20 protein-coding genes are annotated in these 22,649 nt (G+C 41.9%); 12 read left to right on the forward strand and 8 right to left on the reverse strand.

Features of this window, described 5'->3' with window-relative positions; all coding sequences use genetic code 11:
• Position 1: 1 nt before the first annotated feature.
• Positions 2–3,253, reverse strand: coding sequence for a type I restriction-modification system endonuclease (gene hsdR, locus J2T13_RS05505; protein ID WP_429369114.1), 3,252 nt, complete (start codon positions 3,251–3,253; stop codon positions 2–4).
• Positions 3,254–3,393: 140 nt separating this feature from the next.
• Here hsdR and J2T13_RS05510 point away from each other — a divergent pair, with 140 nt between their 5' ends.
• From J2T13_RS05510 to J2T13_RS05520, 3 genes are all read left to right on the forward strand, one after another.
• Positions 3,394–3,696, forward strand: a complete 303-nt coding sequence (locus J2T13_RS05510) for a hypothetical protein (RefSeq protein ID WP_429369116.1) — start codon at positions 3,394–3,396, stop codon at positions 3,694–3,696.
• Positions 3,686–4,009, forward strand: coding sequence for a hypothetical protein (locus J2T13_RS05515; RefSeq protein WP_429369118.1), 324 nt, complete (start codon positions 3,686–3,688; stop codon positions 4,007–4,009). The genes J2T13_RS05510 and J2T13_RS05515 overlap by 11 nt, the downstream gene beginning before the upstream one ends.
• A gap of 196 nt (positions 4,010–4,205) precedes the next feature.
• Positions 4,206–5,645 (forward strand): SpoVR family protein, encoded by a 1,440-nt coding sequence (locus J2T13_RS05520; protein WP_429369120.1) that lies wholly within the window; start codon positions 4,206–4,208, stop codon positions 5,643–5,645.
• Between the two features lie 119 nt (positions 5,646–5,764).
• On the opposite strand, the gene J2T13_RS05525 is transcribed toward J2T13_RS05520, so the two are convergent.
• A complete protein-coding gene (locus tag J2T13_RS05525; protein ID WP_429369122.1) occupies positions 5,765–6,799 on the reverse strand; it encodes a LacI family DNA-binding transcriptional regulator in 1,035 nt (344 codons plus the stop codon).
• A gap of 180 nt (positions 6,800–6,979) precedes the next feature.
• Positions 6,980–8,875 carry a PrkA family serine protein kinase gene (locus J2T13_RS05530; protein ID WP_429369124.1) on the reverse strand — a complete coding sequence of 632 codons (1,896 nt, stop codon included), beginning with the start codon at positions 8,873–8,875 and terminating at the stop codon, positions 6,980–6,982.
• A 406-nt stretch (positions 8,876–9,281) separates the two neighbouring features.
• On the opposite strand from J2T13_RS05530, the gene J2T13_RS05535 reads away from it, so the two are divergent.
• Genes J2T13_RS05535 through J2T13_RS05565 form a run of 7 tightly spaced genes read left to right on the forward strand, consistent with a single transcriptional unit; the run spans position 9,282 to position 16,422 of the window.
• On the forward strand, positions 9,282–10,280 hold the full coding sequence (locus tag J2T13_RS05535; protein ID WP_429369126.1) for a beta-ketoacyl-ACP synthase III: 999 nt from the start codon (positions 9,282–9,284) through the stop codon (positions 10,278–10,280).
• On the forward strand, positions 10,270–11,493 hold the full coding sequence (locus J2T13_RS05540; protein ID WP_429369128.1) for an ATP-grasp domain-containing protein: 1,224 nt from the start codon (positions 10,270–10,272) through the stop codon (positions 11,491–11,493). Before J2T13_RS05535 ends, J2T13_RS05540 begins: the two co-directional genes overlap by 11 nt.
• Positions 11,494–11,495: 2 nt before the next feature.
• Complete coding sequence (locus tag J2T13_RS05545) at positions 11,496–12,485, forward strand: NAD-dependent epimerase/dehydratase family protein (RefSeq protein WP_429369130.1); 990 nt, start codon at positions 11,496–11,498, stop codon at positions 12,483–12,485.
• Positions 12,482–13,342: an MBL fold metallo-hydrolase gene (locus J2T13_RS05550; protein WP_429369132.1), complete on the forward strand. Its 861-nt coding sequence runs from the start codon at positions 12,482–12,484 to the stop codon at positions 13,340–13,342. The genes J2T13_RS05545 and J2T13_RS05550 overlap by 4 nt, the downstream gene beginning before the upstream one ends.
• On the forward strand, positions 13,339–14,688 hold the full coding sequence (locus tag J2T13_RS05555) for a F390 synthetase-related protein (RefSeq protein ID WP_429369134.1): 1,350 nt from the start codon (positions 13,339–13,341) through the stop codon (positions 14,686–14,688). The genes J2T13_RS05550 and J2T13_RS05555 overlap by 4 nt, the downstream gene beginning before the upstream one ends.
• A 45-nt stretch (positions 14,689–14,733) precedes the next feature.
• A complete protein-coding gene (locus J2T13_RS05560; protein WP_429369136.1) occupies positions 14,734–15,594 on the forward strand; it encodes an SDR family oxidoreductase in 861 nt (286 codons plus the stop codon).
• Positions 15,595–15,654: 60 nt separating this feature from the next.
• Positions 15,655–16,422 carry a DUF2161 domain-containing phosphodiesterase gene (locus J2T13_RS05565; RefSeq protein ID WP_429369138.1) on the forward strand — a complete coding sequence of 256 codons (768 nt, stop codon included), beginning with the start codon at positions 15,655–15,657 and terminating at the stop codon, positions 16,420–16,422.
• Here the strand turns inward: J2T13_RS05565 and J2T13_RS05570 are convergent.
• A complete protein-coding gene (locus J2T13_RS05570) occupies positions 16,419–17,645 on the reverse strand; it encodes a PLP-dependent aminotransferase family protein (protein WP_429369139.1) in 1,227 nt (408 codons plus the stop codon). The genes J2T13_RS05565 and J2T13_RS05570 overlap by 4 nt on opposite strands.
• Before the next feature lie 98 nt (positions 17,646–17,743).
• Complete coding sequence (locus J2T13_RS05575) at positions 17,744–18,406, reverse strand: response regulator transcription factor (RefSeq protein ID WP_429369141.1); 663 nt, start codon at positions 18,404–18,406, stop codon at positions 17,744–17,746.
• A 171-nt stretch (positions 18,407–18,577) separates the two neighbouring features.
• On the opposite strand from J2T13_RS05575, the gene J2T13_RS05580 reads away from it, so the two are divergent.
• Both J2T13_RS05580 and J2T13_RS05585 read left to right on the forward strand, forming a co-directional pair.
• Positions 18,578–18,985 (forward strand): hypothetical protein, encoded by a 408-nt coding sequence (locus J2T13_RS05580; protein ID WP_429369143.1) that lies wholly within the window; start codon positions 18,578–18,580, stop codon positions 18,983–18,985.
• The gene (locus J2T13_RS05585) at positions 18,982–20,049 is read left to right on the forward strand and encodes a phosphodiester glycosidase family protein (protein WP_429369145.1); all 1,068 of its coding nucleotides are present in this window, start codon (positions 18,982–18,984) and stop codon (positions 20,047–20,049) included. Before J2T13_RS05580 ends, J2T13_RS05585 begins: the two co-directional genes overlap by 4 nt.
• Before the next feature lie 348 nt (positions 20,050–20,397).
• On the opposite strand, the gene J2T13_RS05590 is transcribed toward J2T13_RS05585, so the two are convergent.
• The 3 genes from J2T13_RS05590 to serC all read right to left on the reverse strand — a co-directional run bounded on the left by J2T13_RS05590 (position 20,398) and on the right by serC (position 22,631).
• A complete protein-coding gene (locus J2T13_RS05590; RefSeq protein ID WP_429369147.1) occupies positions 20,398–20,649 on the reverse strand; it encodes an AbrB/MazE/SpoVT family DNA-binding domain-containing protein in 252 nt (83 codons plus the stop codon).
• Between the two features lie 200 nt (positions 20,650–20,849).
• Entirely contained in the window at positions 20,850–21,314 is a 465-nt protein-coding gene (trmL, locus tag J2T13_RS05595) for a tRNA (uridine(34)/cytosine(34)/5-carboxymethylaminomethyluridine(34)-2'-O)-methyltransferase TrmL (RefSeq protein WP_429369148.1), read from the reverse strand.
• 228 nt (positions 21,315–21,542) lie between these two features.
• A complete protein-coding gene (gene serC, locus J2T13_RS05600) occupies positions 21,543–22,631 on the reverse strand; it encodes a 3-phosphoserine/phosphohydroxythreonine transaminase (RefSeq protein ID WP_429369150.1) in 1,089 nt (362 codons plus the stop codon).
• Positions 22,632–22,649 lie beyond the last annotated feature (18 nt).

The following is a 22,649-nucleotide window of genomic DNA, read 5'->3' on the forward strand; positions in this document are numbered from 1 at the left end:
TTTAAGCTTGCTCCTTCAGTCTGGTTGGATATAGCGCAACGTTTATTGTAGCAACAATCTGGTCCAATTGACCATCAAAAATTTTATTCAACTGCTTATAGCCACCCTTGCTACGGAAAGGTTCCACATCAAATGCTTTTTCAGGATTAGGGTCTAAGACCGATTCTTGAAGCAATTGCTTCTCAATCCGTTTCAGCCAGTCTTTTTGCACTTTTGGCCAAACCCTCATCTCATAAATTTTCCTCATCGCTTTCTCGATCCGTTCTTCATGACTGATCAGCGGATCCCCAAGCGCTTGCTGGCGGATAAAACTGATGATGTCTGCGGCAATGTCCTGTTGCTTCACATCGCGCCATGCAGTTTGCAGATTTTTTTCCGTAAATCCCTTCTGATCCAGAGCCACACGAAGCTTCCGCAACTCTTCCCGAGTCAGATCATTTGGGCGTGTGCAGATGATATTTAGTGCTGGAATCAGGTTAATGTTCTCACGGATAAAATCGTTGAATCCTTCCAAATAATCCTCTGGCTTGTTTGCATCCCCATAACCGCGTGTAACTCCAATCAATTTATCTTGGTGATCCGAGATGAACTGACGATTATGCCGTCCCCGATTCTCTTCAATAAATTGCAGTAATTGCGGCTTGCGCAGTAACGTTTCACTTACCTGCTCAGCGCTTGTCCCTTTCACCTCATCAATAAACTCATCAATATTCTTCCCATCAGATAGAGCTTTGAAATCCTCATGATCCTGAGGCGTCCAGCGCTGCTTCTTTCGCTGCATCTTTGCAACGATCTCTTCCTGATGTGATTTCATGTGATGCTCACTCTTCATCTGCTTTAGCTCATCGACCAAGAGATCAAGGGAGACCTGTGGTCTCGTCACTACAGGTTTCATGTCCGTATATGGTTTAAGCGACTCATAGATACCTACAGCATCATATATCATAAAATGATCCTTATCGATTTCATCACAGCGGCGGGTAGCCCGTCCCAACATTTGTTCATATAGGATACGGGAACGGACCCTCCGTAGGAAGACTACATGGGAGATACTCGGGATATCAATTCCAGTCGTAAGCAAATCCACGGTGACCACGATGTTCGGAAACCGTTCATTTTTGAAGAGTTTAATGGCATGTAGTGGGTCTTTGATCGAACCTGTAATCTTTAAGATTGCACCATCGTCTATAGGACCATATTTCTTCTCCAATTCTTCCTTAAACATCCGAACCACCATGTCCGCATGATCATCTGTTGCTGCAAAGATTAAGGTCTTGCCGTCCGCTTCGGGATCGATATATTCAGTCAGTGCCTCCAGAACCACACGATTGAAATTCTCCGTGATCACCGTCTTATTGAACTGTGTCACTTCGATACTGACCTCGTCTTCCAACATTTCTTTCTCCACGGTTCCTAAATCCACATTATAGACTGCCACTTCCTCACCGATTTGCCACTTGATGCCGTTCTTTTTTAGTTCTGTTTCAAACTGAATAGGCGGCTCATGATCGATCAAATATCCATCAATTACTGCTTCACGGTAGGAGTAGTTATAGATTGCTTTATCAAAAATCTCAACGGTATGAAGGGCTGGGGTAGCCGTTAATCCGATACGCACAGCATCAAAGTAATCCAGAACCTTCCGATACTTGCTCACATAATCGGCATGATCTCGAAACTCCAGCTCAATCTCTGTCATTTCCTTATCTAGCGTATAGCCACGGTGGGCTTCATCCACGATAATACAATCGTACTGATCTACGGAAGGAATGCCTTTGTCGTCATCACTATAAAAGAGTCTCTTGACCATACCTTGAACGGTCGCAATCTGTACCTTCGTTTCCGCATTGGGCTTCTTGTCATCCAGCGTCTGAAGTTCAAAAATCTCAGTAAACGAATGATAGCTTTCCAGCTTAGAATCCTTAAACGCAGCCTCAGCCTGACGGCCTAATGCGGAACGATCGACCAGGAACAAGATTCTTTTAAAACGATTATGTTTGATCAGTCGATAGATTAAACCTATAGCCATCCTTGTCTTGCCTGTACCTGTAGCCATGGCTACAAGAATTTTGCGCTGTCCAGCTTCTATCGCGTGTTCTACCGATAAAATTGCATTCTCCTGATACTCACGCAGATGCAGATAATCCAGTGATTCGTCGCGGAGATCTTTTGTCGCCTGATCTATGTCCTGCTGCAAAAGAGCTTTTAGACCTTCAGGCGAATACCACGTTTGCAATACTCTGGCATGATTCGTAGGCTTACGCGCATCGAGGAACCATATTCCCGACTTGTGCTCAAGCTGCTTCAAGTATGGGCGTCCATTGGTCGCAAAAAGAAACGGCACCTGATAGTTCCCCCACGGCCCATGAATAACTTCCTCGCCATGTTTAATCACATAGGAGGCGTATTTCTTGGCCTGCTCAATGTCGGATTGTACATCTTTGCCCTGTCGTTTAGCTTCAACGATACCGATAAATTCCATACCATAAAACAAGGCATAATCTGCAAAACCGTTCTTCAGCGGCCATTCTGCTATAGCAAGGTATCTGCCTTTTTCAGGACGAGTCCCTGCGCTAAAACGGAGTTGTAATGTATCTGATTCCCAGCCAGCTTGACGAAGCTTATCATCTATAATGACTCTAGTCTCTGCCTCGGTAAACTTTAACGCACTGCCCAGCTGTCTAGCCTTGGAATGACGTTTCTGTTTCTCATCTGAGGTTTTGGAATCCTGCTGCTGAGTAAGCTTCAACAATTCCTGTTCCAGCTGCTGTACCTTGGCATCATAGGAAGCGGCCAGCACCTCAAGCTGCTCCTGATTCTGTGAGTCCTCCTCTTTAGAAGGTTCGACATACTCGGGAGCTAAGAAGTCCCACTCCCCATACACCTGCATGAACCAGACGGATAAGCGAAAGGCCATGTTCAGCAAAGCCTTGGCTTCCTCCGTAGTTCCGTAAATCCCCTCTTCGTGATTGGCTTTATTCCCTATTTTGCGAATTGCATGAAGAATATCCAGTAGTTCTTCTGTCAGAAGATCTTCTTGCTTCAATTGTCTGAGCCTATCGTCTTGAGTCGCTCTCTCTAATAATTGCAGTTCTTCAATTGCACATATGTATTTCGTTATCGTCTCTCCAAACATACGAAGTTTTATCAGAGAGGTATTCGGGTCAATATAAACGTTCCGCTCCGCCATTTCGGCAAGATTGGATAGAATGTTCCAATGGTTCGATAAGAAAGTGAAATTGCTATTGTTCATTTCTTCACCTCTGGATGATTTATTCTTAAAATGTAAAATGCTGCATAGGAAAAATTTCCTAAGTCTATAATAACATTTTACAACTTCTTAAAGAATTAGATTTTATAAAATGTTATAATGACAAAAAGGCGGTGAGCAGAATGTCCATTTCAAAAGAACAATTGGAGCAAAGCTTTAGGGACAAATCTAACGTTGAGCTTGAAGACCTAGTCCAATTAATCGAAGAAAACTTTGGGTTCAACGTTATGCTGCAAAGGAAAGATGAGCACCCTACATTTACAGATAAACAAAAGAAAAGAATGACCTCAGTAATCTTTAAAGACGAAGGCGTTCTGACCCAACTTCAGCATGCTCAAAAGGATCGTACAGATGGCATTTCCACATACAATGACAGCGAGGAAGAGTTTGCGAAATTGCTAAATGAGGTTGAAAATGATACATGACCGTTACAAAGTTCTCTGGACCACCTATGCACGGGTAGCATTGGTGCGAATGAAGGAGTTTAAGGTTGACCCCATGAATGTATTTAAACGCTCAAAAGCTGTTTTAGCTGATGAGCCAAAATACAAAGCTGACGGAGTCTCAGACTTCCCTGGTTTTGAGTTTAACGGCTACTTCTGGGTATTAATCGGCAATATAATCATTATTTATAGGATTGACGAGGATCTTCGTGAAGTGTATGTCGATGCTTGTTACTTTGCAAATACTGGGCTGTCTCATTATGTGTTTTGGGGAATTGAGCCTGATGAAGAATAGCCTAACCCACAAACAGAATCTTTCGTGGGTTAGGCTATTTTTGTCCTATAAATCATCTATCTCAACAAGCCACTTATGAATCTTCGGCTCATTAATTCTTCCTAAAGCATATCTGGCCCACTTCTTCACATAACCCTTCTACTCTTACATATATATGATAAGAAGCATTTTGAATTCAATAAAATGGGGGGATCACATGCATCAGGATGAGGTGGCGGGTCTAGAGCGCGCCATTGCAGAAATTACGGAGATTGCTGTGGGATTTGGTCTAGATTTCTATCCCATGAGATATGAAATTTGTCCCGCAGACATCATTTATACCTTCGGAGCCTACGGTATGCCAACACGCTTTAGCCATTGGAGTTTCGGTAAAACCTTTCACAAAATGAAGATGCAGTATGACTTCGGCCTCAGCAAAATTTATGAGCTTGTTATCAATTCAAATCCCTGCTATGCCTTTCTTCTAGATGGTAACTCTTTAATTCAGAATAAACTCATTGTCGCCCACGTACTCGCACACTGTGATTTTTTCAAGAATAACGCTCGCTTCTCAGCTTCTAATCGCAATATGCTAGAGAGTATGTCGGCTACAGCAGAACGGATTAGTCGTTATGAAATGGAACATGGGACTGAAGCAGTTGAATCCTTCATAGATGCCGTTCTTGGCATTCAAGAGCATGTCGATCCACAGATCATTAAACCACAGCGCCTTGATAAACAACGGTATATAGAGAGAAAAATTCGAGAGCAACGCGATCCCCGTCAGTCTAGCACCCCTCCTGGTGAGTATGATGATATATGGAAGATCGATGAACCTCAAGAATCTCATATCAAAAAAACATTAGCTGAATTAACATTTCCACCTGAGCCAGAAAAGGATATCGTCTGGTTTATTCAAGAGTACTCGGAAATTCTCGAAGAGTGGCAACGGGATATTATGAGTATGCTTCGAGATGAAATGTTATATTTCTGGCCACAAATGGAAACAAAGATCATGAACGAAGGCTGGGCTTCCTACTGGCATCAACGTATTCTTCGCGAGTTAGATCTTACGAGTGAGGAAACCATTGAGTTCGCTAAGCTCAATTCATCCGTTGTACAGCCCTCACAGCAGAGCCTCAACCCTTACTATTTGGGACTCAAAATATTTGAAGATATCGAGCATCGGTGGGAACATCCTACCAAGAAGGAACTAGAAATACCCGGGCGTAAACCAGGTCAGGGCCGAGAAAAAATGTTTGAGGTTCGTGAATTCGATTCTGACATTTCATTCTTGCGTAACTATTTAACCAAAAATTTAACAGAAGACCTCGACCTATACATCTTCGAGAAAAAAGGACCCGAATGGAAAATCACAGATAAATCATGGGAAAACATACGTGATCAAATGGTATTCGCCAAAACTAACGGGGGAAGTCCTTATCTAGTCGTAAAAGATGCTAACTATATGCGCACAGGCGAATTGGTGCTGAAGCATCAATATGAAGGTATTGAACTTGATCTCAAATACATGGAACGTACACTCCCTTATGTTTATAAACTATGGGGGAAAAGTGTTCATCTAGAGACCGTAGTGGAAGATAAGAAGGCTATTTTCATGTATGATGGTACGAAACATCATCGTAAATTTATATAAAGCTAAAACCACAAAATCCCCTTCAATATCACATAAATAAGTGATATTAAAGGGGATTTTGTATAGATTTCAGAGACAAAACATTCCTAGTTACTATCATGGACTCACCTTTTGGGAGCTCAAGGTAACCTTGGAGTTCCTGTCGACTGACGAATAACGAGATTCGACGGCTCCGTTAGGATCGGTGGCAAGTATTCGGAATTCTCAATCATCGTGATCAGGGACTCTATCGCTCTAACGCCGATATTGTGGATATTCTGATTAATCGTCGTCAATCCAGGCTTAAATACCTGTGCATAGTATGTATTATCGAATCCTACAACTGAAATATCTCCAGGGACATTTAGCCCGTGCTCTTCAATTTCATGAATTGCCCCAAATGCAGCCATATCCGAGGTGCATAATACTCCTGTCGGTGGAATAGGTAAAGAAAGTAGCTTTCGCATGGAGATAGCTCCGCCATCAAACGAATAGTCACACTTTTTCAAATACGACTTGTCATAAGAAATACCTAATTTCTCTAGTTGCTGTTTATAGCCTTCAAAGCGACTATTAGCCACTGCATGGCCCAACTCACCTGAAATATAGGCAATATGTCGATGGCCCAGATCATATAAGTGTTGTACCGCTAATTCTATAGCATTCTGGTTATCTGTCGTAATATAACCTGCACGATTACCTACAAGTGCTGTATCCACGAACATGACGGGCATATCCGTATGAACCAGTTGCTCCATACTAGGGTTCTCACGTTCTACTCCAAACACAATGACACCATCTAAATTACGACTCTGACAATGATCAATAAAAGAATAATCCGGGTCATCTAGACGCGTAGAGAGACGCATGAGATCATAACCACTGTGTTCCAAAGCTGTCTTAATTCCATCTAATAGTTCCGATACAAATGGATTCGTAAATGAAATGTTGATTAAGACGCCAACCGTCCATGAGCGTCCTTTTACAAGTCCTCTTGCTACTACATTCGGCTGATATCTTAGTTCCTTAATGATTAATTTAACTTTTTTTCTTGTTTTATCACTAACATCCGAATAATGGTTTATTACTTTGGAGACGGTTGCGACAGACACGCCTGCTTCCCTTGCTACATCATATATAGATGCCACTTCATCTCGACCTACTCTCTTTCTCATCTTTCTGCAACCGCTTAATAGCCTATGTTTACTCATTATAACCTATAAATCTATAGAGTGATAGAACTAACAAAAGTATTCCAAATTTGTTTATTTAGTACTAATAAAAACCGCCCTAGAGAATTTACTCCCCAAGGCAGTTTATATGGATTCTCTTTATTTCAAGCTATATTTCGTCTGTTATCTGTTAAGTAAACTACCAACATATCGTAGTAATTCATTAGCACATACAGGGCAATACCCATGGTCATCAATGAGTCTTTTACTAACTTCATTAATTCGTTTCAGCTGAGTTCCGTCAGGTGTCGTGGTTGATGTTGTAATTTTGACGATATCTTTGAGATCTACGAAAAGCTTCTTCTCGATGGCTTCCCGAAGTCTGTCATGGTTGTTGTATTCAAATTTCTTCCCTTTACGTGAGTATGCAGAGATGCGAATTAGAATTTCTTCTCGAAATGCTTTCTTGGCATTCTCAGATACGCCAATCTGTTCTTCTATGGAACGCATTAATCTTTCATCCGGATCCATCTCTTCATCGGTAAGCGGATCACGAATTTTAGACCAATTGCAGAATGCTTCTATGTTATCCAGATAATTCTCAAATAGTGTTTTAGCCGACTCTTCATAGGAATAAACAAAGGCTCGCTGTATTTCTTTCTTAGCTAACTCATCATATTCCTTACGTGCAACGGCGATAAAGTTAAGATAACGATCTCGTTCCTCTTTCGTAATGGAAGCATGCTGATCTAGCCCGTCTTTGATGGCTCGTAATACATCTAGAGCATTGATACACTGTGTGTCCTGCTTAATGAGTGCACTCGAAATCCGGTTAATGACATATCGAGGATCGACACCTGACATCCCTTCTTCTAGGTACTCATTCTGCATTTCCTTAAGATCTGCCTCTTTGTATCCTTCCACTTCTTCCCCATCATACATACGCATCTTTTTAACGAGATCCATGCCTTGCTTTTTCGTCTCTTTAAGTCTTGTCAGAATAGAGAATATTGCAGCGGACCTAAGCGCATGTGGGGCGATGTGAATATGTTTCATGTCACTTTGACCTATTAATTTCGCATAAATTTTTTCCTCTTCCGACACCTTCAGATTGTACGGGATAGGCATAACAATCATCCGTGATTGCAGCGCTTCATTCTTTTTGTTAGATATAAAAGACTTATATTCCGATTCATTCGTATGCGCAATAATCATTTCATCCGCCGAAATTAACGCGAATCTTCCTGCCTTGAAATTCCCTTCCTGTGTCAGTGATAACAAATTCCACAGAAATTTCTCATCGCACTTCAGCATTTCCTGGAACTCCATTAAACCACGATTCGCTTTATTCAACTCACCATCGAAACGATAGGCCCTTGGGTCCGACTCCGAACCAAATTCCGTTATGGTTGAGAAATCTATACTCCCTGTAAGATCAGCTATATCTTGTGATTTCGGGTCAGAAGGACTGAATGTGCCAATCCCGATACGGCCCTCTTCAGAGATGATTACACGGTTTACCCGCACCTGCTCAATATCTCCACCGTATTCTGTCTTCAGTCTCATTTGGCAAGAAGGGCATAGGCTTCCCTCAATCCTAACCCCAAGCTCCTTCTCTACTTCAGACCGCAGATCGAACGGAATGAGATGTAGAGGTTCTTCATGCATCGGGCAGCCTTCAATTGCGTACACAGCGCCCTTTTCTGTCTTCGAGAACCTTTCTAATCCACGTTTCAAGAGTGTAACTAATGTTGATTTACCACCACTAACAGGGCCCATTAGCAACAAAATACGTTTACGAACATCTAGCCGCCTCGCAGAGGAATGGAAATACTCTTCCACAAGCTTCTCAACCGCACGATCTAATCCAAAAATCTCCTGTTCAAAAAACTTATACCGTTTACGTCCATTTACCACTTCTGCGCCGTATGCTTCGATCATTTCATACACACGAGCATGCGCAGTCATGGCTGGAGTGGGATCAATGCGTAGCAAATCAATATATTGTTTAAATGTGCCACTCCACTCTAACTGTCCGCTCTCTGACCGATATGCAGCCACGCGTTCGAAAATATCCATGATTGCTACCTCCTATGACTATGTTATGAACTGGCATCACCAAGGATAATCTGCTACGACATCCATTAAACGCCGTACGTTTACCAATGGACGATTTAGAAAGAATGCAATGAAATTCATCGATTCTAATCGTTGTAAAAAATGTGTCAAGGGTTAACCCCATAGCGTTTAAAAGTGTATTACATACCTATGCAGGAAAGTAGGATTAGTTGACCTCTTTTTTCAACATCTATAGTTGGGCTTTTGTGAAATGCATGATTAAATTTAGTTAGTCTATTTCTTTTGATATACAATCTATAGATTTAATCATAGATATCACTTAGTATTTGATAGAGAGCCTGAGCATAAATTCATAAACAGCAAACATGGGTAAATACATACATCACATGATATTGGAGGTTTCACCATGAACACACGTAAAATATCTATTCTTGGAACGGGTAAATATTTGCCTAGTAAGACTGTTACATCACAGGAAATGGATACCATGCTAAATGTCCCTTCGGGATGGGTGCTGCGTAAATCTGATGTCCATACTCGCCATTACGCAGGTACTGAAACCGCTTCCTCCATGGGTGCACATGCTGCACATGCAGCACTTGAAGCCGCCAATCTAACGTTTGAGAATATCGATTGTATTATTTCTGCAAGTGGGACAACCGAGCAACCCCTCCCTTGTATGGCCTCTCTTATTCAAAGGGCTATGGGACAAGGAACTTCTGGCATTCCTTCTTTCGATATTAACTCAACTTGTCTTAGCTTTGTCGTAGCTTTAGATGTTATTTCTTACATGATCGAAGCAGGTAGATATAATAAAGTTCTAATCGTTTCTTCCGAGATTGCTTCAGTTGGATTGAATTACAATAACAAAGAGAGTGCTACCCTATTCGGAGATGGAGCTGCGGCCGTGATTGTGGGTCGTTCTAATGAACATTCTAGTTCAGCCATTCTTAGTTCTGGTATGGAAACCTACGGAGATGGGGCTCATTTATCGGAAATTCGTGGCGGTGGCACAAAGCTTCATGCCAAACAATATGCTGTGGACAACGCAGAGGATTACTTATTTGATATGGATGGTCCAGAAATTTTCAAAATGACTTACAAGAAAATGCCTACGTTCGTCGACAAACTTCTAGCCGAAGCCGATTCTCGAATAGAAGATATGAAAATAGTCATTCCCCACCAAGGGAGCGCCATGGCAATGAAACTTATTAGTCGTAAATTAGGTATTCCTAAGGATAAATTAATGTATATTACACCGGATCATGGGAATACAATCGCAGCATCTATCCCTATGGGTCTTCATGAAGCCATTGTCCAATCAAGAATTCACCGTGGAGATCGAATCATGCTCCTAGGAACATCGGCTGGTCTATCTCTAGGAGGCATGATTATTGACTACTAATCATACCGGTACGTCCAAAATGAATATACTACTCACTGGAGGAAGAGCACCGGCTACACTCGACCTCGCCAGAATATTCGCTACAGCAGGTCATCATGTATATGTAGCAGAAAGTGTACATCATCATTTATGCCGAGTCTCCAATTCGGTAATCAAGAGTTTTCAAGTCGCTAAACCGAATGAGCAACCTGAGGCTTACATTCGTGATTTACAGAATATTGTGCATCAATATGAGATTGATATGCTTATTCCAACCTGTGAAGAAATTTTTCATATCTCCAAGCACATTACAAGTTTCATTACCGGCTGTAAAATATTTTCTGAACCAATCGAGAGACTCGACATACTGCATCATAAATGGAAATTTATAAAGTTAGTACAAGAGATGGGTTTCGATGTACCTGAGACTAGATTAATACATACCTCGCAGGAAATGAAGGCGTTAGGTGAGACTGGTTTTTTCAATAAACAAACCATACTCAAGCCTGTTTATTCGAGGTTCGCTTCTCGGATTCAGATGATCCACCCTTCACGTTCACAACGATCGAATGATAAAGTCATCACCGAGGTCGGGCGTTCGCTATCACCTTCTCATCCATGGATAGCACAACGCTTCATTCATGGGCAAGTCCTATGTTCCTACAGCGTTATTCATGATGGGAAAGTCATGGCCCATTGCGCCTATAAATCAGATTTCACAGCAGGCAGAGGTGCTAGCATTTATTTTGAATTTGTCGATCATCCTGAGCTACTTCATTGGGTAGAACAATTCGTGCAGAGATATCAATCCAATGGGCAGATTGCCTTCGACTTTATTCAGACAGCAGACGGAACATTATATCCCTTGGAATGCAATCCACGGGCAACAAGCGGGATTCATCTTTTCCGACCCCAGGATAACTTAGACCTTGCCTTTGTTGGACCACATCTGTTGTCAACGAATTCCTTACCGCTTACACCAAGCTCTAACTCAACAGCAATGCTTAAGCTAGCTATGCTTTCGTTTGGGGTTGTATCCAACCTAGGTCCCCACAAGTTACGAATGTGGTATCAAGCATATAAAAGAAGTCGTGATGTAGTGTACTCTGCTATCGACCCACATCCTTTTCGTGAGCAATTCCGAATTTTGCAAGAAACTCGACGGGTAAGTCGTAAATATAGCATTTCAATGTTAGAAGCTTCAACTCATGATATTGAATGGAATGGAGATTGAAGATGACAAGTGCGCTTATTACTGGCGGTACTGGATTTATCGGTCGAAGGTTGGCTATTGCCTTACAAGAACAGGGGTGGAATGTTACGGTATTCGGTAGAAATAAAGTTGTTGGGGAGCAACTTGAGAAGATGGGTATTTCATTTATTGAGGGTGATTTGAGAGATGAGACTGGCGTAAGTCAAGCTTGTAAGAACCAGCATACCGTCTTTCATAGCGGCGCCCTCTCTTCCCCTTGGGGAGAATACCGTGACTTCTATGACATTAATGTTAAGGGTACCCAACATGTCATACGAGGTTGTGAAATACACGATATTCAGCGTTTAGTACATGTCTCCACACCAAGTATCTATTTCAATTACACCGATCGGTTGGGTATTTCTGAAACAGCCCCCCTCCCTCGTAGACCTGCTAATGCATATGCCGACACGAAAAGAAAAGCAGAATTAGAAGTGGGGAACGCTCATGCTAGAGGATTGAGTACAGTAATCATTAGACCAAGAGCGGTCTACGGTCCGGGCGACACGACCTTACTACCCAGACTGATTGAAGCGAACAATCATGGTGGTGTGCCTCTCTTCCGTGCGGGGAATATCACACTTGATCTGACCTATGTAGATAATGTCGTCGATGCCTTAATTCTATGTGCACTTGCTCCAGCAAAGGCTTGTGGACAAGCCTACAATATCTCTAATGGGGAACCTGTCACTCTAATTAACGTACTTAGGCAACTATTTATTGAACTAAATCAACCCCTTAACCTTAGAAACATGCCATATCCAATTGCTTATGGACTAGCAGCGATACTAGAGTGGAAATCTCGAATCAGCTCCAGCCGTCGTGAACCTTTGCTTACTAGATATACCGTAGGCGTCCTTGCGAAGCATCAGACACTGGACCTCTCTTTAGCTCGAGATCAGCTGGGATATAGTCCTCGAATTGATATGGAAGAAGGAATACGTCTTTTTGCAGAATGGTGGAAAGCCAAATGAACTCACTAACAACAAAGAATATAAAGTTAACCTTACATAGTGCAGGATATTGCCTTCATCCTGAATTCGTAACCATTAAGGGGGGGTCCTTTCGTCCAAGTAAATATCCAGCTGGATTCGCGACGATTAGACATCCTGAGCTCGGTGTTATTCTATTTGATACGGGCTATTCTGAACATTTCTTTACAGAAACAAGTCGATTTCCAGCTTCCATTTATGCCCGAATTACACCCGTGCGATATCAGAGTAGGGATAGCGCAGCTAACCAATTAAGAATCGTAGGAATAGAACCGAATCAGGTTAAATTCATCATCTTATCCCATTTCCATGCTGACCATATTGCGGGCTTACGTGATTTCCCGGATGCACAATTATTGTATCTGCCTCGTGCCTATGATGCTGTTAAAAACTTACGTGGGTTAGCTGCATTACGAGCAGGCTATCTCCCTGGACTGTTACCTGAGGATTTCGAGGAACGTTCCGTTCCAATCCAACCCAAGCTAGTACACCCCTTTCCTAGTGATTTTCCCTTTGAACAAGGTCATGATCTGTTCCGTGATGGCAGTATCATCGCCGTTGATATTTCGGGACACGCGACTGGACAAATTGGCTTATTTGTCTCCACAACATCAGAGAATTATTTCTTATGTGCAGATGCAGCTTGGTCTACTCGTGCCATCCATGAGCATCGTCTGCCCCATCCTGTATCTCGTCTTATTATGGCTGACTCTAAGGCTCACGATGATTCATTTGAACGTGTGCATCAACTTCATCAGCAGTACCCTTCACTACAAATTGTACCTTCCCATTGTCTTGATATCTGGGAACGATATATTCAAGGAGATGCAACCTTATGAATTCCAAATGGATTGTAATCAAACATTATATGGCCACTCGATATGGACGCCGTTATAAATCAAGACACTCATTAGAACAATGGCAGGAACACCAAATAACGACACACCTAGATTGGGTTCGCCAACATTCTCCTTTCTATCGAGAACTATGGAAAGATATCCCTACGTCACTTTGGAGAAGCTTTCCGATCATCGACAAGAAATTGATGATGAACGGGTTCGATCAACTTAATACAGCTGGAATCACCAAGAAGGAAGCCTTTGAGTTAGCTCTTATGGCTGAACAGACTCGTGACTTTCAGCCGTCCATTCATGGTATAACGGTCGGCTTATCCTCTGGAACATCGGGCAATCGGGGCATCTTTCTTGTCGGGGAACAGGAACGTTATGCTTGGGCGGGTACCGTACTCGCTAAGGTCCTTCCAAAATCATTGTTACACAGTGAACGAATTGCCTTCTTCCTTCGGGCTGATAGCAACTTGTATGGATCTGTATCCGGAGGACGCCTGCAATTCGAATTCTATGATCTTCTAGATGATATGGAACAACATATCACTAGATTGAACACCTATAAACCAACACTATTAATTGCCCCAGCCTCTCTTTTGAGAATGCTTGCGGATGCTATGATGAACAAGCAGTTAAAGATCACACCGACCAAAGTCATTTCCGTTGCTGAGGTACTTGATCCCCTCGATCGACTTCGAATCGAAGAAGCCTTTCATCAAAAGGTTCACCAAATTTATCAATGTACAGAAGGTTTCCTCGCAGCTACGTGCTCACATGGAACCCTTCATTTAAATGAAGATATCGTTCACATTGAGAAAGAATATGTAGATCGCAAACTCGGGAAATTCGTGCCTATCATAACCGATTTCACACGTTCGACTCAGCCCATAATCAGATATCGCCTTGATGACATACTCACAGAGCAAGCTCAGTGTCCATGTGGCTCACAGCATACCGCCCTCTCCTCCATTGAAGGGCGCTGTGATGATGTATTCTACTTTAAGGATATCTCAAATTCATCTCTTATACCTGTGTTTCCAGATTTCCTCTCACGTGTTATTGTACATTCTTCTTCTGATGTTGAGGATTATACCATGATCCAGTGGGATACCCATCACATCGAAATTGCACTTCGTGTACCAACACTATCTATTGAGAAGGCACAAATGGCTATCACCATTGCCTTGAATCAGCTCTGTCATAAGCTGGCCTGTGAAGCTCCCACGATTTCTTTTACGGAATATACAGATAATCTCATTGGGCGAAAACTTCGTCGTATTGAAAGAAGGTACGAGGTAGATGGCTTATCACCCGTTACAGGGAATTCTATTGGCTAACCCTTGAAAAATGCCGAAATGGAACCACAAGAAGGAGATCCTAACATGCCAACTGAGAGTAGAAAGGTAGTATTGCTAACGGGTGCATCTGGAGGTATTGGACAACAAACAGCGCTGATGCTAGCCGCTCAAGGCTATCTCGTTGCGGCTTGCATGAGAGAGCTTGCTAAGGCTGAGTCTTTAATAGAAGCAGCTACTAGTCTGGGTATTGATCTATCGCTTATTCATTGCATTCAGTTAGATGTCACAAACTCTGATGAGAGAACACAAGTTCTAGACATGTTAATCCATACGTACGGGCGTATAGACGTACTCATTAACAATGCTGGACTAGCTATTGCAGGAGCGATTGAGGATATCCCTCTATCTGAATGGCATCGACAAATGGAGACAAATTTCTTCGGTGTGGTAGCTTTAACTCAATTAGTACTGCCTGTCATGCGTACACAAGGTAAAGGGCTCATTTTGAACATGAGTAGCGTTGCCGGCGTCATTGGCATCCCGATTTATGCTCCTTATTCAGCTTCTAAATTTGCTTTAGAAGGCTTCAGTGAATCACTACGATTAGAGGTTCATCCCTATGGTATACAGGTTGTCATTCTGGAACCTGGGGTATTTCGGACACCCATCTGGAAGAAAGGCATTACGGAAGCATATGTTCCTTCTCAAGACGGTCCCTATCATCATCAAGTATCATCCATATTGAGATACGCGTCTCAGCTAAGTCAATCTGCTCCTGAGCCTCATCAAGTCGCACGTAAAATCACAACTATTCTGAATCGAAGGTCACCCAAACTACGTTATGCTGTGGGTAGGGATGCACAATTCATGTTATGGATGAAGTCTATACTCCCTTGGCGCTGGCTCGAATGGATTGTACAAAGTGTGCTAGCAAGACGACAATAAAGTGGTAATATATAAAGAGCCTTATGCTGTACTTAATTCATAAGAAAGGGGGGACCGGATATGGCCGTCAAGCATGAGACCGAGCTGTATGACCCTTTGAAAAAGTTTTTTGAGCAACAAGGATATGTTATCAAGGGAGAAGTCCGACACTGTGACCTCGTTGGCGTGCGAGATGATCTACCTGAGCCTCTCATCGTTGAAATGAAAAAGACGTTCAACCTCTCGCTACTGTTGCAAGGGTTAGAACGCCTGAAATTAAGTTCGAATGTATATTTGGCTGTGGAACGGAGTCGCGCAAAGCGTGGAGCGGTCAATCAACGTTGGGGTGACCTAACCAATCTATGTCAGCGCCTTGGACTCGGACTCATCACCATCACCTTTTATAAGACCAAAAAACCAATTGTCGAGATGATTACACACCCTAATGCAGCCCTAACGTATCCAAAAAACAATAAACGTCGGAAGACACAACTCATTGAAGAATTCCATGAACGAAGCGGTGACTACAATACGGGAGGAAGCAATCGCGCGAAATTGGTGACCGCGTACCGTGAGAAGGCACTACGTCTTGCCCATTCCTTAAGAGATGTTGATCCTGCTGGAGTCTCCCCTGCTTATTTACGCAATCTCACGGGACTAAGTACTGCCTCCTCCATCCTTCAGAATAATTACTATGGATGGTTTGAACGAATTTCACGAGGACGATATGTTCTTACACAAGTAGGCGTTGCAGCCTTAGAACAATATGTAAACGTGTTAGAACCACGCTCCACCAACCCTATCCCACTCACAGAACTCCTGACTCTTGGAGATTCCGAATCCAACTAACTTCGCGCTGTGAATTCATGAATTGCCTCACTAATCAGATTCATTCCTAGCCATAACTCATCTCGGCCTGGATGAGTAAAATTAAGACGGATGCGATCCATTCCTCCCTCCCCCGCATAACAAAGAGTGCCCGGTAAGAAACTAACTCCTTTTCCAATTGAGCACTTCAATAGTGACTCACTATGCAGTCCAGCAGGAAGCTGCACCCACAAAAACATTCCACCAGCAGGAAGCGTATAATGGATACCTTTCCAGGCTGGGCGTTTCAAGAGCTCGTTCATTAATTTCAGACGAATACTATATTCGCGATTTAGAAGGACTATATGTTTATTCCAATCGAATAATGTCGATTCCAGTAACTGATGTAGAAGCCTCTGGTTCAGGTTACTAGACTGCCAATCCGCCAGCTGTTTAGCTGCAGCCATAACTTCAATCAGCTGGCGATTACCTGCCGCCCAGCCCGTACGAAGTCCTGGAGCTACGGTCTTGCTGAACGAACCTACATACAATACTTGTCCACCAACTCCATGACCATCCAAGGCAAAGAGAGAGGGATAACTCTCCACCATAAAAGAGGGATCCTTCGCACTCATGAAATGGAGATCACCATACGAGTCATCTTCCACAATGAGAATGTTATGTCTCCGACATAACTCAAGTACCTCGTTGCGTCTTTCTATGCTCCAGAGAACACCTGTTGGATTCGTAAAATTGGGAGCAACGAAGAGAAGCTTAGGATGATGAGCTTCAATCTGTTGAAGTAAATGTTCGACCCGAATTCCGTCCTCATTCCCTTCTACAGGAATTATATCTGCACCTTGCATCCTTAATATTTGCAGACATCCCGGGGACGTAGGATTCTCCACAAGCACCGTATCCCCTGGATCAACATACACTCTCGCAAGCAGATCCATCGCCTGTTGGCTACCTGTCGTAAGTAGAATTTCACTTACCTTCACTTCTACGTCTTTATGTAGTCTCCATTCCGCTCTAAGCCATTCACGCAGTGGGGTATACCCTTCTGGATCACCGTATTGCAAAGCCAGCGGGTTACTAGATAGAACGGCAGCAGCAGCCGATTTCAACGGTGTAAGCGGGAATAAATCTTCTGCTGGTAACTCCTCAGCAAAAGATATAAATGATTCCTGCCGTGGGTATGACTTAATATACTTAAGCGAAGATGACATCATCCATTCCGCTCTCGAAGTAAAAGAGTACCGCATGATTTCTCCTCCTCCATCTATCTATTTATCTTTGGTTAACCCCTCAATCGTATTCGGTTCAAGCTTTAAATATGCTTAATTCACATAAAATGGATTCCTTAAGCGTACATCGGGCTATGGATTTGCGTTTGCGAATGAAGAGTGTATTTCTCTATGGCCTGTGCACGCGTCGATACATTTAACTTCACATAAATTTTCCGTAAGTAATTATCGATAGATCTCCTGCTAACCTCAACCTCTAGAGCTATTTTATCGTATGTAATTCCTTGAATAATTCGTTCCAATATGAATATTTCCATCTCTGTTAATTCAAATAGATCTTGCTTGGACATGGGAGCAACAATAGGCCAAATCCCATGCTTCAGCCAATCAAGCGGTAATAATGTGAACCCCGCACGCAAGCCTTCAATGAGCAGAATAAGCTGTGAAGAAGTTGCCTGCTTAGACAGAACACCACTTGCTCCTAAACTGAACATCGTATGAACCACAGAAAGTCCTTCATCGTCTGTATATATGATGACTTCACTTCCTGGAGATTGATACTTTATTTGGGCAAGCAATACCTCTGATTTACCTTCAGGTAGATAATCATCCAATAGGATGAGTTCAGGCTTCAACTCTTCAATCAAATGTATACCGTCTTCAAAAGAAGAGAACATCCCCTGTACCTGTAAATTCTCCTGCTCCTCTAATATTAGCTTCGTTCCTAGCATTCGTGTCGGTTGACTATCTATGATTACAACTCGCCAAACCTTCGGCATTGTAAAAGACCCCCTGAACTTATGATAAATAAGCAACAAAAAGATTGTATATCAATATTTCCATAAATGGAAATGTAATTCTAGTTATTCTCGTATTTTATATCGTATTTTGCGAAATCAATAGGGTAATGATAGAATAAGAATTCGATAAAAAAGCATTGAGGTGATGAAATGCAGTCTTCCACGAAGACCACAACGCATTATAACCAACGAAGTAAAACTAAAAGTGGTCCCTCTGTAAAACTATTCTTGCTAGTATGGATCGTATTGATCGCATTGGGTATTACTGCTACCTATTTATATAGCAATCATTTGAAGCAAGACATGCTCCAGCAATTACAGCGGGAAACACAGAAACAAATGACACTATTAAAAGTTGATTATGAGAAACAACTAAGTATCATATCTACACAAGTAGGTGAACTTGATAGCAAGGTGCAGTCTTTCAATGAACTTCTTACATTCACGAAAGATAATGCTACAAGTAAAACTGACAACAGCAACAAGTTATATACTCAGCTGAACGATGTCAAAAATCAGTTGAACACGTTGCAAAAGAAAATGGATCTTCTCAAATGACATTGCAAGTTAAACATGTCAATCGTTTCTTTTTAATACTAACAGCACCTTTCTTTGGCCTTTTCCTGTGGCTCATCATCAGCTCAGCACCTCTACAATGGGATACAGATACCCAAGCATTTGTCCCTAGCCTAACTTTAGATTCACAGACACAATCGATCTCCGAGCAATTAGGACAAGCTGAGAACATGGCGCAAGGGACTCTGTCCTCCATTCGTAAATCAGCGAAAATTTATCAAAGTACACTAGATACGACATCTTCTATTGTTCAATTAGCACGTGTACAAGCCCTAATACCAGAGCAAATCTATAATCAAAAAATTTCTACAAAGCTAGGTACGCCCTACGAACGTGTAGACAGTGACCGGATTACAATTGAACTTTTCAAAGTGAATACAGGTTATTATCGCGGATATGCCATGAAGGTGAAGCTCAAAGATCCAACAGCGATGCAAATGAGTTTAGGTAGTAACACTGTAGGTGGATCGGAGACGACATTACAAGCTGTTAAGCGTAATGATGCAGTAGCTGGTATTAATGCTGGAGGTTTTGCCGATGGTGGTGGCAAACGTTACCCCCTAAGTACAACCGTAATGGACGGTCAGTATGTAACCGGTTTTGAATCTAGTTACAAAGATCTTTCCTTCGTAGGTCTAAATCAATCAGGTAAACTTATCGGCGGTAAATTTCAGAAGAAACAAGACCTAGATGACCTTGAGCCTTCATTTGGTGCCACATTTGTACCCACTCTCCTTACCGATGGTCATAAAGTACCGATTCCCGTGAAATGGCAGACTTCACCAGTCAGGGCACCACGTACAGTCATAGGAAACTATAAGGATGATCAATTACTCATTCTTGTCATCGATGGATACAATGAGAATGGAAGCTCGGGTGCTACATTGAAAGAGCTACAAAAAAAGTTGTTTAACTTAGGCGTTCGTAATGCCTATAACTTGGATGGCGGAGGCTCATCATCCCTTATTCTGAAAGACAAAATCATCAATAAACCTTCAGATGGTAATCTTCGCCAGGTTCCGACAAATTTCTTATTTTTTAAATAATGATATTGTATTTATTTTTCCGATCAAGCTGGTTATAATAGTAATTATAAGGTACTTGTAAGTAGTATGATCAGGAGGTGGCTTGGATGTCTTTCTCATTAACTTTTTGGATTATTATGCTTGTGCTCGCGTTATTCGTGACGGGCATTCTTACATCCTCTTACAACGAAGATAAAACTAAGGGTCTGTAAGAACGTAAAGCTTCCTCTTTCCTGGGGAAGCTTTTTTTTAATATTAGAGGTTGTTCCATTAGTCCTCTATCATCACTTAGTAATGCCAAATAGAAAATAAACATCTACACTTTACAAAAAAGCATCGCGAATATTCGCGATGCCATTTGTTGTGTGCCTATGCTTGAAGCAATTGTGTCATTTCAGACAGACATGGGGCACAAATATAACGATCTTTGAAATCATTTACTTCTTCTATTGAACCGCAAAAAACACATTTTGGGCGGTAACGCTCCAATATAATATGTTCTCCTTGTACCAAAATTTCAACTGGGTCGCCTTCATTCATCTGATACCTTTTTCTCAGAGACTTAGGTAAGACAATTCTTCCCAGCTGATCCACCTTACGAACTACACCAGCAGGTTTCATTATGGAAGTACACCTCTCCTATTAACGATTATGAATCTTTACTAATTTGAAGCAGTTTCTAAATATAAGAATCATACTTTTAACTAAAAAAAAATGAGTCTTTATTAATAGTTCGATATAAGGATGTCGAATCCTGCTATCTAACTATTTTTTTATTATAATCAACCTAATTGGCCAAAAAATCTCCGACCAGATCGATCTTACTCCATACCTGGAAAATCTAGCTGCCGTAGTGCTTCATAGATGATAATAGCAGCAGAATTAGAAAGATTCAAGGAACGAACCTTATCTGACATAGGTAACGTCATACACGTATCCGGGTTCGCCGCAAGCAATTCCGGAGGTAGTCCTTTAGTCTCTTTACCAAATACGAAGAAGTCCTCATCTTGAAAGCTGAAATCAGTAAATTTCTGATCAACTTTAGTTGTAGCATAAAAAAAGCGACTCCCTGCATACTTCTCTTGAACTTCTGCAAAAGAATTATGGTATTCAATGTGAACTGCATGCCAATAATCTAATCCTGCTCTCTTCAACGTTGCATCATCTGTACGAAATCCTAGAGGATGCACCAAATGCAAATGTGCACCTGTTGCAGCGCAAGTTCTAGCAATGTTACCCGTATTAGCTGGTATTTCGGGTTCGACTAACACGATATGTAAAGCCATGATGTCCTCATCCACCTATCTTTTCCCACTTATTTGAACCCCATAAAAGATTCATAGATCAACGCCCACTGCGTTCGTCTTTTATCATTGTACGTTTATCCGTGAACAATTACCAATGCACGATTACCAAACATCAGTGAAAACAAATAGGAATGATCGCTTCAAAAAACCTCCCGCCATAGGCGGAAGGTCGGAAATTTGAATTAAAATTCATCACCTTGTTACCTGTTAACCATTGTCTTTTTGGAAACGAACCATGAAATCAGTCAAAGCCTTACAACTGTCATAAGGAACAGCATTGTAAATTGAAGCTCGCAATCCACCTACACTCCGATGTCCTTTTAGACCTACAAAACCTTCTTGCTCTGATTCCTTAATGAACTTATTCTCTAGTTCTTCGGAAGTCAGGCGGAAAGTAATATTCATGATAGAACGACTTGCTAAATCAACAGGTCCTCGGTAAAAGCCATCACTATTATCTATTGTATCATAGATTAGACTAGCTTTCTTCCTATTATTAGCTTCTACACCTTCAATACCACCTTGCTCTTCCACCCATTTAAGAACTTCATTAACCATATATACTGAGAAAGCCGGCGGTGTATTGTAAAGAGAATTATTCGAAAGGTGCGTATCATAACGTAGCATGGATGGCACACCTTTAGGTGATTCGTTAAGTAATTCTTCCTTCGCAATAACGATCGTTACACCTGATGGTCCTAGGTTTTTTTGCGCGCCTGCATAAATGAGGTCGAACTGAGTGATATCAAGTTTGCGACTTAGAATATCACTAGACATGTCAACAATAAGAGGTACATTTCCTGTCTCTGGATACGTCTGATATTGAGTACCTTCAATAGTCTCATTAGAAGTAATATGTACATAGGCAGCATTCTCAGGTATAACAACATCACTTAGGTTAGGAATAGTCATAAATTTGTCAGCTGCTGAAGAAGCCAATACAGTAGTCTCACCTAGTAACTTCGCTTCTTTAATCGCTTTATCAGCCCAACTTCCCGAATGTACATAAGCTGCAACTTTACCCTCGCTCAAGAAGTTCATTGGAATCATAGCAAATTGTGTACTTGCCCCACCTTGTAAGAACAGTACCTTGTACCCTTCTGGATTACCAAGTAAAGAAAGTAACCGCGTTATGGCTTCATTATGAACTCCTTCATAGACTTTACCACGGTGTGACATTTCCATAATAGACATGCCTGTGTTGTGGAAATCCACAAATTCAGCTTGTGCACGCTCCAATACTTCCAACGGTAATGCAGCCGGTCCGGCATTAAAATTATAGGCTCTCTTAGTCATGTGTATATCCCCGCTTTC

Source organism: Paenibacillus sp. DS2015 (assembly GCF_050433705.1).
In the GTDB taxonomy this organism is placed as follows: domain Bacteria; phylum Bacillota; class Bacilli; order Paenibacillales; family Paenibacillaceae; genus Paenibacillus_AQ.

Coding starts and splice junctions, on each gene's coding strand:
- hsdR (WP_429369114.1), bottom strand. CDS start 3,253: ATGAACAATAGCAATTTCACTTTCTTATCGAACCATTGGAACATTCTA.
- J2T13_RS05510 (WP_429369116.1), top strand. CDS start 3,394: ATGTCCATTTCAAAAGAACAATTGGAGCAAAGCTTTAGGGACAAATCT.
- J2T13_RS05515 (WP_429369118.1), top strand. CDS start 3,686: ATGATACATGACCGTTACAAAGTTCTCTGGACCACCTATGCACGGGTA.
- J2T13_RS05520 (WP_429369120.1), top strand. CDS start 4,206: ATGCATCAGGATGAGGTGGCGGGTCTAGAGCGCGCCATTGCAGAAATT.
- J2T13_RS05525 (WP_429369122.1), bottom strand. CDS start 6,799: ATGAGAAAGAGAGTAGGTCGAGATGAAGTGGCATCTATATATGATGTA.
- J2T13_RS05530 (WP_429369124.1), bottom strand. CDS start 8,875: ATGGATATTTTCGAACGCGTGGCTGCATATCGGTCAGAGAGCGGACAG.
- J2T13_RS05535 (WP_429369126.1), top strand. CDS start 9,282: ATGAACACACGTAAAATATCTATTCTTGGAACGGGTAAATATTTGCCT.
- J2T13_RS05545 (WP_429369130.1), top strand. CDS start 11,496: ATGACAAGTGCGCTTATTACTGGCGGTACTGGATTTATCGGTCGAAGG.
- J2T13_RS05550 (WP_429369132.1), top strand. CDS start 12,482: ATGAACTCACTAACAACAAAGAATATAAAGTTAACCTTACATAGTGCA.
- J2T13_RS05555 (WP_429369134.1), top strand. CDS start 13,339: ATGAATTCCAAATGGATTGTAATCAAACATTATATGGCCACTCGATAT.
- J2T13_RS05560 (WP_429369136.1), top strand. CDS start 14,734: ATGCCAACTGAGAGTAGAAAGGTAGTATTGCTAACGGGTGCATCTGGA.
- J2T13_RS05565 (WP_429369138.1), top strand. CDS start 15,655: ATGGCCGTCAAGCATGAGACCGAGCTGTATGACCCTTTGAAAAAGTTT.
- J2T13_RS05570 (WP_429369139.1), bottom strand. CDS start 17,645: ATGCGGTACTCTTTTACTTCGAGAGCGGAATGGATGATGTCATCTTCG.
- J2T13_RS05575 (WP_429369141.1), bottom strand. CDS start 18,406: ATGCCGAAGGTTTGGCGAGTTGTAATCATAGATAGTCAACCGACACGA.
- J2T13_RS05580 (WP_429369143.1), top strand. CDS start 18,578: ATGCAGTCTTCCACGAAGACCACAACGCATTATAACCAACGAAGTAAA.
- J2T13_RS05585 (WP_429369145.1), top strand. CDS start 18,982: ATGACATTGCAAGTTAAACATGTCAATCGTTTCTTTTTAATACTAACA.
- J2T13_RS05590 (WP_429369147.1), bottom strand. CDS start 20,649: ATGAAACCTGCTGGTGTAGTTCGTAAGGTGGATCAGCTGGGAAGAATT.
- trmL (WP_429369148.1), bottom strand. CDS start 21,314: ATGGCTTTACATATCGTGTTAGTCGAACCCGAAATACCAGCTAATACG.
- serC (WP_429369150.1), bottom strand. CDS start 22,631: ATGACTAAGAGAGCCTATAATTTTAATGCCGGACCGGCTGCATTACCG.